This is a genomic window from Sphaerimonospora mesophila (assembly GCF_001417795.1).
In the GTDB taxonomy this organism is placed as follows: domain Bacteria; phylum Actinomycetota; class Actinomycetes; order Streptosporangiales; family Streptosporangiaceae; genus Sphaerimonospora; species Sphaerimonospora mesophila.
The window spans coordinates 424,732-441,365 of record NZ_BCBX01000030.1; the positions used below are offsets into that span (position 1 = coordinate 424,732).

The window sequence follows — 16,634 nt, forward strand, 5'->3', positions numbered from 1 at the left end:
TGCGCGATCAGATCAGCGCGAGCGGCTCGGCGGGGAGGTATCCCTCCATGTGAGCCGAACGGAGCAGGCGTCCCTCGGCGGAGTCGCGTACGCAGATGTAGGAGTAGCGGTCGGCCGAGTAGACCAGGATGCCGTCGGTCCGGCACTGCCGCATGAAGACCTCGCCCCACTCCTCCGAGACGTCGGCCAGGCCCAGCTCGGTGAGGATCTGCCGACGGGCCAGCAGCGTCCCACCGGCCACCTCGGGAAGGTAATGGTGCTCCGCCTCCGGCTGGCGCAGCAGCGTGGCGCCCGCCTTGGGCAGGTGGGCGTAGCACGCGGCCTTCCCCAGCACCTCGGCCTCGGTGGAGGCGAAATGCCGGACCAGGTCGGCCAGATAGTGCTCGCCGTACACGTCCCGCGGATCGAGGACGGCCACGTAGTCGCCGTCGGCGAGCCGCAGCGCCCGGTCGAGCCCCGCGCCGAGGGTGATGGGTTCGTCCGCGACGCGGATCACCAGGTCGGGCTCGGCCGAGGCGTCGGCGCCGGCCGAGGCCGCCGCGAGCGCCTGGCGTGCGGTCTTCTCGACCAGGGAGGCGTCGAGGCCGTCGGCGACGACGACGAGCTGCCCCGGACGGTGCCGCTGGCGGGCCACCTGGGCGAGCAGGTGATCGAGCTCGGCCGGGCTCGCGACGGCCGTGACCGCGGTGATTTCGGCATTGTTGCGCACGCTCGGCACGCCGACGGTGTCCAGGATCGGGTCGAGGAGCGGGGTCACGCTCGTGCGGGCGCGCCAGGCCAGGTGCGCCTCCCTGGCCAGCCGCGCGGGGTCGGCCAGCAGCACCTCGGCGGCGGCGGCGATCTCCTCGCCCCGGGCGCCCGCGCGCACCTGGAGCACCGGAGTGCCGCAGGCCGCGACCTCGGCGATCACCCTCGCGTCGGCGTCGGAGCCCGCGACCACCAGCGCCGGCCTCCGGTAGACCGTCAGCAGGTCGTCGTAGGGCATCTCGTCGGCGTCGTCCTGACCGGCCAGCACGGTCCACTGCGCGTCGGGGGGCACGGTGACCGTGCCGAGCGTCATGACGTCGCCGGTGCGTCCGCCCACGGCGGGGATCGGGTTGTGCACGCGCGGCTGGATCGCGTGCGGCAGCACGCCCACCCGGTCGTGCCGCAGGGCGGCCCGCCACTCGCGTGCCCTGGCCTCGGAGGTGGTCAGCACGTATTCGAAGTGCTCGGCCGCCGGGAACGCCCGCGAGACCGGTCCGCCCGAGTGCCAGAAGACGGTCTTGACGCCGCGCGTGCGGCAGGCGGCGACCAGGTCACGCAGCGCACGCGACTCCCCGGCCAGGGCCTCCAGCCACCTGCCCCCGTTACCCTGCCGGGGGCCGGGCCGTACGGACTCGACGAACAGCACATGCGGCCGGTGCCGGTCGAGCATCGTCTCCCAGTTGTCCTGGCCGAAGTTGGTCACCAGGCGCCATTCGTAGCGCAGCAGCGCCTCGGTCTGTCTGTCGACGATCGCGGCCACGGTCAGGTACGGCCGAACCAGCGGCCCCTTCGGCACGGTGAAGCCCTCGGCGATCGGGGTGGAGACCTCGGGCGCCCTGGGTTCCGGGACCGCCCTGACGACCGTGGGCTCGGGCACCTCGGGGAGCTCCGGTTTGAAATCGGCCCGCTTGGGCGCCGGCGGCTTCTTGACGGGGGTCTTGAGGGTCTTGGCGACCGTGCCCGGACTCTTGGTGTGCAGGGCGTCGCCGAGCTTGGTCCAGCGGCTCTCCTGCATGGAGGCGAGCTTCCACTTGGCGACGGCGGTCTGGTAGCGCTGCTCCGCCAGGCTCTTGGCGAGCTTGGCGTTCTGCCGCTCGACCACCTTGAGCCGGGCCTCTGCCTCCCGCATCCTCGTCAGCGCCTCGGCCTCGGAGACGGCGACCTCCTCGAGCCGCCGCCGATAGTCCTTGATCAGCCGGGTCAGCTCGGCCGCCGAGGCGGCCTGCTCGACGGCTCGCGCCAGGGCCTCCTGGAGGGACGCCAACTCGCTTCGCTCGGTCATCGGGGCAACTCCAGGCCGAAGGGACGACAGGACGAGAGTCACAATATTCGCAGAACTCCCTGATCGCCCCTCGAAGCCTTCCCCCCCTCCCCCTCCCCTTCCCGGCGGCGCACTCGGGTCCGCATCGACGAATTCACGGGCGGTGACCCGACCCTGGACGAGCGCAATCCAGGCTCGGCGGCCCGGACTCGTGGGTCCTAGACTCGGCGGGGGTCTAGGGAGGACGAAGCGTGCGCAAGGGTGAGTGGCCGCGATTCGCGGCGAGGCCGTACGTCTGCGGGGCCATCGGGCCGTTCGACCAGGCCAGGCTCGACCTGCTGGCCCGGTCGGGGCCGGCCGTGCAGGTGGTGCATTCCGGGACGGAGGTCGCACTGCTCGGCTCTCGCCCGCTCGAGCCGTACAGCGAGGCCGGGTCGGCGGCGACGGCCTTCGCATGGGGCGACCGGCGGCCGGTGTGGCGCGTCGGGAGCGACTGGCTGTCGGTCGCGGAGGACTGCGAGGCTCCGGGGCTGATCGACGGGCCTGACGGGGTGATCCTGCACACCGGCGGGTTCGGGCTGGTCGACGTCTACTACCTGCGTGACGGGGACGCCGTCTACTTCTCCGGCCTGATCGAGCCGCTGCTCGCGCTGGCCCGCCGGCCGTACGAGGTGAACTGGGACGCCTGGGCGGCCATACTCAAGCTGACCTACCCGCTGCTGGAGGACACGCCGTACCGCCAGGTCAGGCGGCTGCCGGGGGCGACCGCGCTGACCTGGTCGCGGACCGGGCGGCGGCTGCGCCTCGATCGGCGGGCCCCCCGGTGGGTGCGGGAGGAGCAGGTCGATCGGGAATTGACCGGGGGCGACCTGGTCGCGCTGCTCCACGAGGCGCTCAAGCCGTACGACCGGGTGCTGGTGCCGGTCAGCGGCGGGTACGACTCGCGGCTGCTGGCGAGCGTCGCGGTGGCCGCCGAGATCGACGTCGAGTCGTGGACGACGAGCCCGGACGACGGGCTCGACAACGACATCGACTTCGCCCGCTACATCACGAGAGAGCTGGGCATCCCGCACCGAATCGTGCCGCAATATCCCGAAAAATACCCGCAAGAGGCTCTTTGGGCGGCTCGTCGGCTCGAATACCTGACCAGTCATCACGCGTGGTACTCCCCCTTCGCCCGAGAGGTCCACGCGGGCGGACGGCCGGTGATCGACGGCCTGGCCGGCGGTCCCCTGATGAAGAACTTCCTCATCACCGCCGACGCCGTGGGCGCCGGGACGGGCGCCTCGCGGCGCGAGGCGCTATTGACCGCCCTCTCGACCAGCGAGGCGCACCTGCCCGTGCTCGGCGACGCCGCCCTCGCCTGGATCGACGACCGGGTCCGTACGGCCTTCGTCACCGCCACCTCGATGCTGCACGGACATCGGGCCGAGTTGCCGCTGAGCGTGCTGCACACGCGGACGGCCCGGGGCATCGCCCGATCCCCGGTCAACCTCGTCGGCCCTGAGGTCACCCCGGTCTTCCCGTTCCTGCATCCGGACTTCTTCGACGCCGCGCTGTCCGTGCCGGTGGACCAGAAGGAGGGCGGGAGGTTCTATCGGGAGATCCTGCGGGCGGCCAACCCCCGGGTGGCCACGCTGCCGTCGACGAACGGCGCGCTTCCGCACCGCCGGGTGCCGCTGCGGTCGAACGGCCCGGTCGCCCGGGAGTGGAACCACCGCATGTTGACGAAGGCGGCCTCGATCCCCGGTCTGCTGTCGCCGCAGATGCTGGAGGTGGTCGCGGGCGGGCCCGACGCGCTGACCGCCTTCGGGTCGTGGAACTCCCGGTTCTGGCTGCGCTCGCTGGTGGTCTTCGGCTCCTGGCTGACCGACTACGAGGACCTGCTCGGCGATCTCACCCCACCCTGGGTCGGCTAGAGCAGCACCACCGAATCCCGACGATCATCAGGTGCGGGGTCTGCCATCGAACCGGTGGAGGCGGAGGATCCCCGGGTCTCGCGGCCGTAGGGACGGTGTGTGATCCACGGCATATATCTGAACGACCGGTCGTTCAGATAGTCTGCCGCTATGACACAGGATGGGCGCAGGCTGAGAGGGCAGCGCAGCCGCGAAACGATCCTCGCGCAGGCGGTCGGTCTGGCTTCGGTCGAAGGCTTGGACGGGCTGTCCCTGGGACGGTTGGCGGCCGAAATCGGCATCAGCAAGTCAGGTTTCTTCGCGCACTGGCGTGACAAGCAGGAACTGCAGCTCGATGCGGTGGACTGGGCCGTCCGTCAGTGGAGGGAGCACATCGTGGTGCCGGCCCTGCACGCCCCCGCAGGGGTCAGACGGCTGTTCGCCCTCCATCAAGCGAGGCTGCGGTTCTATGCCGAGCGCGTGCTCCCCGGCGGCTGCTTCTTCCTCGCGGTCCAGGCGGAGTTCGACGACCACCCCGGAGCGGTCCGGACTCGCATCGTGCAGGCCCTGCACAACTGGGAGGCGTTCATCCGGAGCCTGGTGGAAGAGGCCATCGCACTCGGCGAGCTCGACCAGGGCGTGGACCCGGCGCAACTGGCCTACGAGATCGAGGCGCTCGGAATGGCGGCCGTCCCCCACTCCCGACTGCTCGACGAGCGGCTCGCCTTCACCCACGCCCGCCGCACCGTACTGCAGCGCCTACGCGGACTGTGTCCCAACCCCTCACTGCTTCCGGAGGACTGACGTGACAGACGGTGGACACTTCGAGCCGGTCCAGGTGCACTTCGACGATCTCGACGCCATGGGTCTGCTGCACAACTCTCGCTACGCCCTGCTGGTCGAGCGCGCGGTCAGCGCGTACTGGCACAGGCTGGGCTGGGCGCCCGATCCTACCCGTTCATCGTTCAGGGACGTGTTCCTGGCCGTCCGGGAGTTCAAGGTGACCTACCACGTGCCGATCACCGGGGCGAGCGAGCCGCTGGTGCACTTCTGGATCGAGCGCATCGGCCGGACCAGCGCGTTATACGGCTTCCGCGTGCTTTCCGCCGATCGTTCGGTGGTTCACGCGGAGGGCTACCGCGTCAATGTCAACCTGGACCCCGGCACGTTACGGCCGGCGCCGTTCAGCAGCGAGCTGCGCGCCGCCGCCGAGCCTCTGCTGTCGCCGGCGGGGGCCTCGGCTTGAGGCCGCGGCTTGAGGCCGCGGTAATTCCCCGGCGAGAAACCCGGCTGCGGCTTCGCCATCGATCATGACGTTGTTGCCGTGAAACCCGCATTTTTCCAGCGACAACGTCGTGATCGACCGATGGTCGCCCTTCTCCCGACTCCTGCCGCTGCCCGGCCCGCGCCTCCTCGTGTCGCCCCCGGCCGCGTCTGCTCGGTGTCGTGGCATCCGTCCGCACCGGGTCACGGGTTCCTGGCCGCTCCATCTGCTCGACGCGCTCATCGGACTCGGCGGCGGCCACGCCTCACCATCGGCGCCGTACTCACGGCTCCGGCCCTCGCCTGGCCGCGTCGCCGCGTCCCCGCAACCGCCGACGGCCCGGCGCGCGGGGGACACCGTACGTGATCGAGCAGAAGCGGGTAAAAACTACCTGTTGAGTGGGTGTAAGCCTTTACGGTCAGCCCTGGTTAGGTGCTAGGTTTGCCCAAATAATCGCCAAGAAGGCGGCGTGAGCCCAGAGCCCGGGTGCTGACCTGACCACGCGCCTTCCCCTCCTTTCGAGTCTTCGAGCGAGACCAGATGAACGCTGCTTCGCCATGCCCGGAACGTGTTCCGGCCTCCCCCGGCGACCTGACCCCTGCCGACCCCCACTGGTACAAGCGGGCGGTCTTCTACGAGGTGCTGGTTCGCGGGTTCAAGGACTCCAACGGCGACGGCACCGGCGATCTGCGCGGGCTGATCGAGAAGATGGACTATCTCAAGTGGCTGGGGGTCGACTGCCTCTGGCTGCTGCCGCTGTACGAGTCCCCCCTGCGAGACGGCGGATATGACATATCTGACTATTTGAAGATCCTTCCGGAGTTCGGTGATCTGGGGGACTTCGTCAAGATGATCGAGGCCGCCCACGAGCGCGGCCTGCGCGTCATCACCGATCTCGTCATGAACCACACCAGCGACCGGCATCCGTGGTTCCAGGCGTCCCGTCGGGATCCGGACGGTCCGTACGGCGACTTCTACGTGTGGTCGGACGACCCGACCCGCTACGCCGACGCCCCGATCGTCTTCATCGGCGCCGAGGAGTCCAACTGGACCTACGATCCCGTTCGTGGTCAGTACTACTGGCATCGGTTCTTCCACCACCAGCCGGATCTCAACTATGACAATCCGGACGTACAGGAGGCGATGCTGGAGGTCCTCCGGTTCTGGCTGGACCTCGGCGTCGACGGCTTCCGGCTGGACGCCGTGCCGTACCTCTTCGAGCGCGAGGGCACCTCGTGCGCCGGCCTGCCCGAGACGCACGCCTATCTGAAGCGGGTCAGGGCCGAGGTGGACCGGCTCTACCCCGACCGGGTGCTGCTCGCCGAGGCGAACGGCTGGCCGGCGGACGTGGTGGAGTATTTCGGCGACCCGACCACGGGCGGCGACGAGTGCCACATGGCGTTCCATTTCCCGCTGATGCCGCGCATCTTCATGGCGGTGCGGCGGCAGAGCCGGGAGCCGATCTCCGAAATCATGTCGGTCACCCCCAAACTGCCCGAGAACGCGCAGTGGGGCATCTTCCTCCGCAATCACGACGAGTTGACGCTCGAGACCGTGACCGAGGAGGAGCGCGACTACATGCACGCCGAATACGCCAAGGACCCCCGGATGCGGGCGTACCTGGGCATCCGGCGGCGACTGGCGCCCCTGCTGGAGAACGACAGGGACCAGATCGAGCTGTTCACCGCGCTGCTGCTGAGCATGCCGGGGTCACCGGTCATGTACTACGGCGACGAGATCGGCATGGGCGACAACATCTGGCTGGAGGACCGGGACGCGGTCCGTACTCCCATGCAGTGGACCCCCGACCGCAACGCCGGCTTCTCCACGGCCGATCCCGGCCGCCTCTACCTGCCGGCCGTGATGGACCCGGTGTACGGCTACCAGGCCGTCAACGTCGAGGCGCAGACGAAGAGCGAGTCGTCGCTGCTGCACTTCACCCGGCGCATGCTGCAGATCCGCCGGGAGCACCCGATCTTCGGCACCGGTGACTACACCGAGCTGTGGTCGGACAACCTCAGCGTGCTTTCCTACCTTCGGGAGGAAGGCGACGACCGGGTGCTGTGCGTCAACAACCTGTCGCGCTTCGCCCAGCCCGTCGAGCTCGACCTGCGCCGGTTCAGCGGCATGATCCCGGTGGAGTGCCGCGGCGGCGTGCCGTTCCCCCCGATCGGCGATCACCCCTACCGGCTCACGCTCCCCGGCTACGGCTTCTACTGGTTCTCGATCCAGCCATCCTGCTGACGGCCTGCCCGCTCGCATCGCTGTCCCGCTCGCATCGACCCGATCGAGCGGGGCAGCGTCACCGATCCGGTCGCGGCAGGTCCGATCCCGGAGCCAGAGCGGCCGGATATTTCAGGACGGATCGGTCAACTGCTCGGCGAGGAAGTCTCTAACGAATTGATAGACCGCCTGCATTCGCGGAATCCGAAGGAACTCCTGATGGATGGCGACCCAGAATTCTCTATGCGCATAGAACTCATCCGATAGCAGACACACGAGATCTTTCTCATCCCGCACGAGATACCGCGGAAACATGCCGATGCCCAGCCCGCTGCGTACGGCGGACAGCTGCACAAGCGGACTGGTGCTCCGGAAGACCACGGCATTGGGCTGGGTGATGTCAGAAAGCCAGCGGAGTGCCTGGATCTCAACCATGTCGTCGACATAGTCGACGAAAACGTGCCCGTCCAGATCCGCAAGAGTGCGAGGCGTCCCGGCGGCCTCCAGGTATCGCCGTGCCGCATACAGGTGTACGCCACAGGTCGCGAGCATCTGTGCCTGCAGCCTGCTGCCGTGGGGCCTCGCAAGACTGACCGAGATGTCTGCTTCTCGCCGTGAGAGATTGGCCAGCTGCATCACCGTGATGACCTCGAGTCTTATATCCGGATAAGACCGCTGGAAGGTCGTCAACAGCGGAGCCAAAACCTTGCTGGCCAAACCTTCGACCACGGCGAGTCGTACCGTTCCGGCCGCCCTGCCCCGTTCAGCGACCGGAGTGAAGATATCGTCCGCCAGCGCCTCCATCTCCTCCGCGCGCAACAACAGTTCGTGTCCCGTGGCCGTGAGACTGAAGCCGGCGTGTGACCGGTCGAACAACTTCCGGTCGAGCCGCTTCTCCAAAGCGGCGACTCGACGCAAGACGGTCGTGTGCGAGACGCCCAACCGGCGCGCTGCTTTGGCGAGCGTCTGACGGCGTGCCAACTCGAGGAAGTACTGCAGGTCATCCCACGGGAGCAATTCGGGTGCGGAGGCCATCCTCGTCATCCTGTTTGAAGCAGCGCCGGGCGCGCGGTGGGGCAACCATGCCCCGTCTCCGACGCCTGCGTCAAGGTCGCCCACAGCCGGGACGGCACCTCTCCGATGATCACGGGGAAGGCGGCCCCGGGCGTGGCCCATAACGCGGCCAGACGACGCCGTCCGGGTAGATGATCGAGTCGCGGTGGGGAAGCCGCACGTGGCGGCGGATCCCCTCGTCCAAGCGCTCCTTCGGGATGACGGGAAACCGACGGCGCATCCCGCCCATTGGCGCGTGATGCCGGGTCTCCAGGATTGGAAAGAGGCACGGGTGGGCGCGGCGGCGGACGCTCGCTGGGTGACGAGGCCGCGGAGCGCCGGCCCGGGCAGCGGTGGCCACCGAGGCCGAGCCGGCCGGTGGCCACCGTGCGACCGGCCGGTTCTAGTGCCGCGACCGCCAAGGTTCGCGCGACGGGGCGAAGGTTGGCGGGAGGGGCACTAGCGAGCGGCCGCGGCGAGCAGCCTGTCGACGTCGTCCTGGCTGGGGCCCTTGGCACGCGCGTTCGGCCGGGGACCCGACGCGAACGCCACGACGAGGAGGATCTCTTCTGGCCGGGGCGCGTCCGCGACGCAGATGCTCATGGTGTCCATGGCATCGAGATCCCACCCTTCATCGACGGGTCCGAAACACACGTCCACCTGAGTGCCGGCCGGGCCCACCTTGGCGTTGCCCGGGATCAGGACCCGGCCCCGCTTGATCGTCTGTCGGATCGCCATGCCAAGGCGCGAGTGGATCATCGCCGCGCCATGCTCAAGGTCCCCGGCGGACCCCACGACGACGGCTTTCGAGTACGACCTGATGCTCGCGGGATCGCCGAGACGCTCGAGCGCCCGCATGGTCAGATCCACACCCAGCCGCTCAGAAACGTGGACCAGCTCATCAAGGGCGTCTCCGGACGCTCCGGAGAGCCGAGGGTTCTTGATCACCGCACCGACCGCGATACGCCGCAAGGGCGGAGAAACGGGCCGTTCACCCTCCGCGTGAATCTCATCTTCGAAGTGAACGATTTTACGAATCAGCCTGTCGATGTCCATTCGCTGATCCTTTCTGCTGGATTGGTCAAGAAGACCATAGCCATCCGGCGACCATCGCGGAATAGCGATATCCGCACCGGGGCTTGCATCCGTGCAACGCCGCGCCAGCCATCGGCCTGTTCGCCGCTGCAACGCACAGTGCACATCTGCGCATTACCGGCGGGGCCGGCCCCTGCTAATATCGCTCGAAACTCACTGCTTCCGCGGCGGCGAACTTGATCGCAGGGGATGTGGGGGAACTCCACAGCAGGGTAAGACGAGCGCGGCGGCAACCTCTTGTTTGGAGGTTTCCCATGAAATCCATAAACCTCGCCCCGCCCAACCCGGGCACGGCGGCGATGCGCCGGAAAGTATTCCTCGGAAGTTTCATCGGGACAGCCATCGAATGGTACGACTTCTTCATTTATGGCCTCGCGGCCGCTCTGGTCCTGGGCGAGCTCTATTTTCCGACCTTCGACCCGGCGGTCGGAACGCTCAGCGCATTCGCCGCATTCTCCGTCGGATTCGTCGCCCGTCCCCTGGGCGGCGTGGTGTTCAGCCATTTCGGTGACCGAGTCGGCCGTAAGTCGGCCCTGGTCGCCTCGCTCCTGTTGATGGGGACGGCCACCTTCCTCATCGGATGCCTGCCCACATACGAGACGATCGGCATCGCCGCGCCGATCTGCTTGGTGCTGCTTCGCTTCTGTCAGGGCTTCGCGGTCGGCGGCGAATGGGGCGGCGCCGTGCTCATGTCGGTGGAACATTCGCTGCCACATCGACGCGGACTAGCGGGCAGCTTCCCCCAGATGGGCGTGCCCGCAGGTCTCGTCCTGGCCTCCGGAGCGTTCATCGCGCTGTCTCCGTTGAGCGAGCAGCAGTTCGCCTCTTGGGGCTGGCGGATCCCGTTCCTGGCCAGCGCCCTCCTCGTGGTGGTCGGGCTGGTGATCAGACTGGGCATCGCCGAAAGTCCCGAGTTCCAGGACCTTCGCCGGCGGAACGGCGCATTGAAGTCGCCGGCCTGGACAGCCCTGCGGCACAACCCCAAGCAGGTGCTGCTGGCGGCGGCGATGCGTCAGGAGACCACTCTCTTCTACGTGCTCGTGACGTTCGTTGTCTCCTATGGCACCGGCCAGGTCGGCGTTACCCGAGATGTGATGCTCAATGGGACGACGATCGCAGCGTGCGTGACATTTCTCACCATTCCAATGTTCGGAGCCCTGTCGGACCGATTCGGTCGCCGCAGCATATTCCGCCTGGGCGCCGCATTCGCCATCGTTTTCCCGTTCCCATTCTTCGCCCTGGTGGACACCGGCGAACCATGGCTCATTTATCTGGCCCTGGTGATCGGACTGGCTTTGGTGCACGCATCCATGTACGGGCCGCAGGCCGCCTTCTTCAGCGAACTGTTCGGCACGGAGGTCCGGTACAGCGGCGCCTCTCTGGGGTATCAGCTCGGCTCGGTCGTTGGCGGGCTCTCACCGCTTATCGCGACGACCCTGATCGTGGCCGCGGACGGCTCGCCACTGTATGTCATTCTGTACGTCGCCGCGCTGCAGGCGGTTACGTTCCTCGGCGCTACTTTCGCACCGGAAACGCATCGCACCTCGGCGGCGACATCCCCGGTCGGTTCGGGCAGGGACGGCATCGGCGAACGCGTGAACAAGCACTCACCTGAGCGGTCGAGCGATTAGCCGTGTCCTTCCTCGGCGCTACAGACAGGAGCGACCTTTGTTGACTCGACAGGTACTCACAGTCGAAGAATTGACGGCCGCGATCGGCCCCCGACCGTGGAGAATGCTGATCGGTGGTCGTTGGGTGGAGAGCGTCTCCGGGGCGTGGCGCGAGATCAGCAGCCCGGCACGACGTGGGCACCTGCTCGCTCGGGTGCCCGAGGCCGCCGCGGAAGATGTCGATCTGGCCGTCGCCGCTGCGCGTGCGGCATGGCCCGAATGGCGTGACCAGCACTTCAGCGTGCGCCAGCGCGTTCTACTCAAGATCGCGGATGCCATCGAGTCCCGCAGTGAAGATCTCGCGCGCATCACGGCGGCCGACACGGGTAACGCGATCCGTACCCAGGCACGGCCCGAGGTCACGATGCTGGTCGGTTTGTTTCGCTACTTCGGCGGAGTCGCGGGTGAGGTGAAGGGAACGACCTTGCCGGCCGGCTCCTCGCAACTTCAGTACACCCGACAGGAACCGCTGGGAGTCGTCGCCGGCATCCTTCCCTGGAACTCACCCCTGCTGATCGCCGGATTCAAGGTGCCGGCCGCCCTCGCCGCCGGGAACACGATGGTTCTCAAAGCGGCCGAGGATGCCCCGCTTCCGATCCTGATGCTCGCCGAGATCTGCCAGGAGTTCCTGCCGGATGGAGTTCTCAACGTCATCACCGGGCAGGGCGGCACAGCGGGAGCCGCGCTCGTCGGACACCCCGGAGTGAACAAAGTCTCCTTCACCGGGTCCACAGAGGTGGGACGACTGATCGCTCGGCGCTCGGCCGAACGGCTCGCCCACGTCTCCTTGGAATTGGGAGGAAAGAGTCCTTCCATCGTCTTCCCCGGCACGATCACCGACGGGCTGATCGACGGCCTGCTGGCTTCTTCAAGGGTCACTCGCCAAGGGCAGAGCTGTACCGCGGGCTCCCGGCTCTTCCTGCACCGTGAGGTTCATGACGAGGTCCTCGAGCGGCTCGTGGCACGCCTCGCGGATCTTCAGGTGGGTAATCCGCTCGATGATGCCAGCGACGTCGGCGCCGTTATCAACGAGACCCAGTACCGCTCCGTCCAGGACTACATCGACGAGGGCCTGGCCAATCCCGCGTTGACTCTCGAGCTCGGCGGAACGCCTCCGGCCACCGGCCGCCTGGCCGAGGGCTACTATCACATCCCGACCGTCTTCTCCGGAGCGGACAACACCTTCCGGCTTTCGCGGGAAGAGATTTTCGGTCCCGTCATCATGGTCATCCCGTGGATCGACGTCGAAGAAGTGATCCGCATGGCCAACGACACCGCATATGGCCTCGCCGCCTACATCTGGGGGGACGACATCAATTCGGCCATCGATGTCGCCCACCGGATCGAGGCGGGTTGGGTCCAGGTCAACCAGGGCGGCGGGCAGATGGTCGGGCAATCCTACGGCGGATACAAACAGAGCGGCCTCGGACGAGAGGCATCCCTCGAGGGCATGATCGCTGGTTTCACCCAAACGAAGCAGATCAACGTCCGGCTCGCCGGATGACGGTGAGCGGATTTCACCGCGACGGCGCGGGCGGTCACGGGCCGGCTCACCGGGCCGTGACCGGAATCCGGGCCCGGGCGGCCCGGCGGGCGGGGATCAGTGCGACGAGCAGGGCGGCGCCGATCGCCACGCCGATCGCCGCGGCGAGCATTCCCGGGGTCGGCGCCCGGCCGATCCCGGCGCCGACCCCGCTGTGCCGTCCCTCCATATCGATCAGGGCCCGCGACCAGAGCGCCCCGGCGCAGGCGCCGACGAGCACCCCGACCACCGCGAGCAGGCCGGTGCCGGTGACCAGCGTGGCCATGACCTGGCGCGGGGTCAGGCCCATCGCCTTGAGCACGGCCAGGTCGAGCACATGGTCGCGCAGGCCGAGCGCGCCTGCGGTCAGCAGGTTGGCCAGGCCGATCAGGGCAAGCACGCCCACGAGCGCGACGATGATCACACGGATCACCGCGAGCCGGTCGGCCGGGTTCACCGCCTGCGCGACCTCCAGGCTCTGCGCCTGCAACCGGGCCCTCGCCTCCCCCGGGTCGGCGCCCGGCCGCAGGATCAGGGCGTAGAACCGCGGCGGCACGGCGTCCTTGGCCGCCAGGCTGTCGATGCCGAGCGAGAGCACCTCGCCGTCCTGCTCGGGCTCGATGACCCGGCCCACGATCCGCAGGATCAGCGGGGTGCCGCCGACCGTGATGCGGATCCGGTCCCCGATGCGCGCGCCGAGGAGGTCGAGCAGGCCCTGCCCGGCCACGGCCTCGCCGCGGTCGCGGAACATCCGCCCCTCCACGACGGGGAAGGGATAGGGATCGGCGGAGGTGCCCAGCGCCCGGGTCCGTACCGTCCTGGTCTGCCCGGGTACGAGTGCGTCGAGCTCGGCCCCCGGATAGGCCGCGACCACGTCGGGCTCGGCCATCACCCGGACCCGTGTCTCCTGCGCCGTCAGATCGCCGGGCCGTACGGTCAGGGCCGCCGCCTGGCCCACGCTCTCGGGATGGCGGATGAAGTCGTCGAGCGTCGCCCAGCAGCCGAGCCCCACGGTGATCATCGTCATCGGGATCGCCACCCCGCAGACCGTGAGCAGCGCCGGCGTACGCCGGGTGAACGCGTCACGCGCGCCGAGCACCAGCGCGGGCGGCAGCCGTACGAGCAGCGCGAGCCGGGCCAGCCGCGACAGCCGCCCCCGGGGCGGCGCGGCCGGGGCCGCGGGCAGGGGCGGGGTGCGGCCGCCGCGCCGGGCCGGCAGCCAGACCGCCACCAGCACGACCACGACCGTGCCCGCGATGATCGCGAGATGCGGGCCCGGCGACAGCGGCACCACCACGCTCTCGCGCAGGGCGTACGCGGTGATCAGCCAGGCGACGACCACGCCGAGCGCGACGCCGGCGAGTCCCAGCGCGCCGTGCTCCACCAGCAGCACACGGGTGACCTGACCGCGGGTGAACCCGAGCGACTTGAGCGTGGCGATGTCGCGTAGCTGGGTGAGAACCCGGCCGCCGGCGACGTTGGCGAGCGCCAGCGCGGCGGCGACCAGGCCGGCCACGCCGAACAGCCCGAGCAGCAGGCCGAGCAGGCGGTTGTCCAGCTCCATCGCCGCCCTGACCTCCCGCCACGTGGTGACCCGCTGCACCTGCCCGCGGAGGGTGAAGACGGCACGCTGCACGATGAGATCGGTCAGGCCGGGATCCGACAGCCGCAGGCCGGTGACGGTCTCGGTGCGGCCGGGGGCCGGCTCGACCGTGGTGAGCGTCTGTCCGAGCGTCCAGGCGAGGCCGGGCGCCCATTCCGGATAGAAGCCGTGATCGCCGCTGTCCGCGAGCCCGGCGACGGTGAGCGTGTGCGTGGCGCCGTTCAGACCGGTGACGGTGAACGGGCTGCCCGGCCGCAGGCCGAGCGCGCGGGCGAACGACCGCTCGACCACCACCCCCTCCGGATGGCGCACATCGAGCCAGCGGCCCTCGCGGAGCAGGGGGCGGGCGACCGTCGGAAGCGCGGCCGGCGCCTCCTGCAGCGAGATCGGCACCTTGCGGCCGCCGTCGACGAGGGCCGCGGGGGCGCTGTGGTACGGCCCGGCGACGTCGCCGACGCCGTCGAGGCTCTTGAGCGCGGAGACATCGGGGACGGCCTTGGTGTGGAGCCAGATGTGGGCGCCGCGGCCGCGCTCGAACAGGCCGCGCCAGGGATTGGTGCCGTCCTCCAGGAGGGTGGCCGCGGCGATGAGGGCGGCGACGATCCCCGCCACGGTCAGCACGGTCAGCAGCGCCTGCCCCCGGCGGGCCCGCAGGTCCGCCCGGATCCACCTCCCCTCGGCGCCCTTCCACACACCCATGGGGCTAGCCACGCAGCTCCACCACGTCGCCGGCTGTGCCGCCGGGGCGCCGGCGCCGTGTGGTTACGGCTCCGTCGTCGACGATCTCGCCGTCCAGCAGGCAGACCACCCGGTCGGCCAGGCCGGCCACACGTGCGTCGTGGGTGACCAGCACGATCGTCTGACCTTGGCGGTGGACCCGGCTCAGCAGCTTGAGGACGTCGCGGGTGTTGCGGCTGTCCAGGTTGCCGGTCGGCTCGTCGGCCAGGAGCAGCCTCGGCTGGTTGGCGAGGGCGCGGGCGAGCGCGACGCGCTGCTGCTCCCCGCCGGAGAGCTGGGCGGGTGCGGCCGCGGCGCGATCGGTCAGGCCCAGCTCGCCGAGGAGGTATTCGCGCCGTTCGCGGGCGTGCCTGGGCGACGCGCCGCCGAGGAGCGCGGGCAGCTCCACGTTGTCGGCCACCGTCATGTTGCTCACCAGGTTGAAGAACTGGAAGACGAACCCGATCTTCTGACGGCGCAGCACGGCCCAGCCGCTCTCGGACAGCGTGTCGGCGCGCTTGCCGTCCAGCCAGATCTCGCCGCTGGTACGCGTGTCGAGGCCGCCGAGCAGATGGACGAGCGTCGACTTGCCCGACCCGGACGGCCCCATGATCGCGACGAACTCGCCGGGCTCGACGGCGAGGTCCACGCCTCGCACGGCCGGTACGGGAAGCCCGCGGCCGGACTGATAGATCTTCACCAGGTTGACCGCTCTGACCACGGGTGCCGTGGTCATGGCGTTCGTCCCGACCGCAAGATCACGCACGTCATCACCGCAGGTGAGACGGATGCCCTGCGAGTTTCTGCAAGATCACAAAAGGTGAAGGCGCCGGTCAGGGCGCTTTCTGCGAGTTTTCGCAAGATCACGGTGGGGGGTGGGGTGGGGGGCATTACGGGAGTTCCTCCTGGCAGCGTTCGAGCCAGTCGAGGTCGGCCTGCAGGTGGAGCATGGCGCCCTCGATGAGCAGGAGGGCCACGCGGTTGCCGGGATCGGTACGCTCGGCCAGCTCGTCCAGATCCCGGATCAGGCCCAGGTAGTGGCGGCGCTGCCGGTTGATCAGCGCCATCCGGTCGGACAGCCCGGTCATCGGGGCCAGCACGAGCTTCATGAAGAACTCGTCGCGGACCCGGGGTCCCTCGGTGGGCTCCTCCACCCAGGTCAGCAGGGCCTCCCGGCCCGCGGCGGTGATGTAATAGACCTTCTTGTTCGGCCGGTTGGACTGCTCGACGCCGACGGACCGGACGTACCCATCCTTCTCCAGCCGCCCGAGCGTCACATAGATCTGGCCGATGTTCGGTGAGGGATACGCGCTGCCGAAGATCGCCTCCAGCGCCTGTTTGAGTTCGTATCCATGGGCAGGTTCCTTCGCAAGGAGCGCCAGCAGCGACTGCCGCACGCGCTCACCCCCAGCCGTCGGATAGCAGTTACCGGAGCGTTATCGGCCTCAGCGTTGACTCTCACATTATCGCTATGCATAACATGCATGCATCTACCTAACACGTATGTAAGCACCAACCGTCTGAGCACCGATCGCGTCCGGCCCCGAGAGGCCGGCATCCGACAGATCCCCGCCCGGAAGA

General features: G+C 68.8%; 12 protein-coding genes. 6 read left to right on the forward strand and 6 right to left on the reverse strand.

Going from position 1 to position 16,634, the window contains the following annotated elements; all coding sequences use genetic code 11:
- Positions 1–7: 7 nt before the first annotated feature.
- Positions 8–2,029 carry a glycosyltransferase gene (locus AP234_RS02320; protein WP_055477816.1) on the reverse strand — a complete coding sequence of 674 codons (2,022 nt, stop codon included), beginning with the start codon at positions 2,027–2,029 and terminating at the stop codon, positions 8–10.
- 230 nt (positions 2,030–2,259) lie between these two features.
- Between AP234_RS02320 and AP234_RS02325 the strand changes: the two genes are divergently transcribed.
- From AP234_RS02325 to treS, 4 genes are all read left to right on the forward strand, one after another.
- Positions 2,260–3,927, forward strand: a complete 1,668-nt coding sequence (locus AP234_RS02325; RefSeq protein ID WP_055477817.1) for a hypothetical protein — start codon at positions 2,260–2,262, stop codon at positions 3,925–3,927.
- A 150-nt stretch (positions 3,928–4,077) separates the two neighbouring features.
- Positions 4,078–4,710: a TetR/AcrR family transcriptional regulator gene (locus AP234_RS02330; RefSeq protein WP_055477818.1), complete on the forward strand. Its 633-nt coding sequence runs from the start codon at positions 4,078–4,080 to the stop codon at positions 4,708–4,710.
- 1 nt (position 4,711) lies between these two features.
- Entirely contained in the window at positions 4,712–5,152 is a 441-nt protein-coding gene (locus tag AP234_RS02335) for an acyl-CoA thioesterase (RefSeq protein ID WP_055477819.1), read from the forward strand.
- 558 nt (positions 5,153–5,710) lie between these two features.
- Complete coding sequence (treS, locus tag AP234_RS02340) at positions 5,711–7,414, forward strand: maltose alpha-D-glucosyltransferase (protein ID WP_055477820.1); 1,704 nt, start codon at positions 5,711–5,713, stop codon at positions 7,412–7,414.
- Positions 7,415–7,525: 111 nt separating this feature from the next.
- On the opposite strand, the gene AP234_RS02345 is transcribed toward treS, so the two are convergent.
- Positions 7,526–8,428: a LysR family transcriptional regulator gene (locus AP234_RS02345; protein WP_055477821.1), complete on the reverse strand. Its 903-nt coding sequence runs from the start codon at positions 8,426–8,428 to the stop codon at positions 7,526–7,528.
- Positions 8,429–8,905: 477 nt separating this feature from the next.
- Entirely contained in the window at positions 8,906–9,502 is a 597-nt protein-coding gene (locus tag AP234_RS02350; RefSeq protein ID WP_055477822.1) for an amino acid synthesis family protein, read from the reverse strand.
- A 293-nt stretch (positions 9,503–9,795) separates the two neighbouring features.
- Here AP234_RS02350 and AP234_RS02355 point away from each other — a divergent pair, with 293 nt between their 5' ends.
- Positions 9,796–11,172, forward strand: a complete 1,377-nt coding sequence (locus AP234_RS02355; protein WP_235557914.1) for an MFS transporter — start codon at positions 9,796–9,798, stop codon at positions 11,170–11,172.
- A 70-nt stretch (positions 11,173–11,242) separates the two neighbouring features.
- Positions 11,243–12,715 (forward strand): aldehyde dehydrogenase family protein, encoded by a 1,473-nt coding sequence (locus AP234_RS02360; protein WP_200926190.1) that lies wholly within the window; start codon positions 11,243–11,245, stop codon positions 12,713–12,715.
- 46 nt (positions 12,716–12,761) lie between these two features.
- Here AP234_RS02360 and AP234_RS02365 read toward each other — a convergent pair whose 3' ends face one another.
- The 3 genes from AP234_RS02365 to AP234_RS02375 form a co-directional block, all read right to left on the reverse strand.
- On the reverse strand, positions 12,762–15,047 hold the full coding sequence (locus AP234_RS02365) for an FtsX-like permease family protein (protein WP_235557915.1): 2,286 nt from the start codon (positions 15,045–15,047) through the stop codon (positions 12,762–12,764).
- Positions 15,040–15,789 (reverse strand): ABC transporter ATP-binding protein, encoded by a 750-nt coding sequence (locus AP234_RS02370; RefSeq protein WP_055477825.1) that lies wholly within the window; start codon positions 15,787–15,789, stop codon positions 15,040–15,042. The genes AP234_RS02365 and AP234_RS02370 overlap by 8 nt, the downstream gene beginning before the upstream one ends.
- Before the next feature lie 154 nt (positions 15,790–15,943).
- Complete coding sequence (locus tag AP234_RS02375; RefSeq protein ID WP_055477826.1) at positions 15,944–16,450, reverse strand: PadR family transcriptional regulator; 507 nt, start codon at positions 16,448–16,450, stop codon at positions 15,944–15,946.
- Positions 16,451–16,634: the final 184 nt, after the last annotated feature.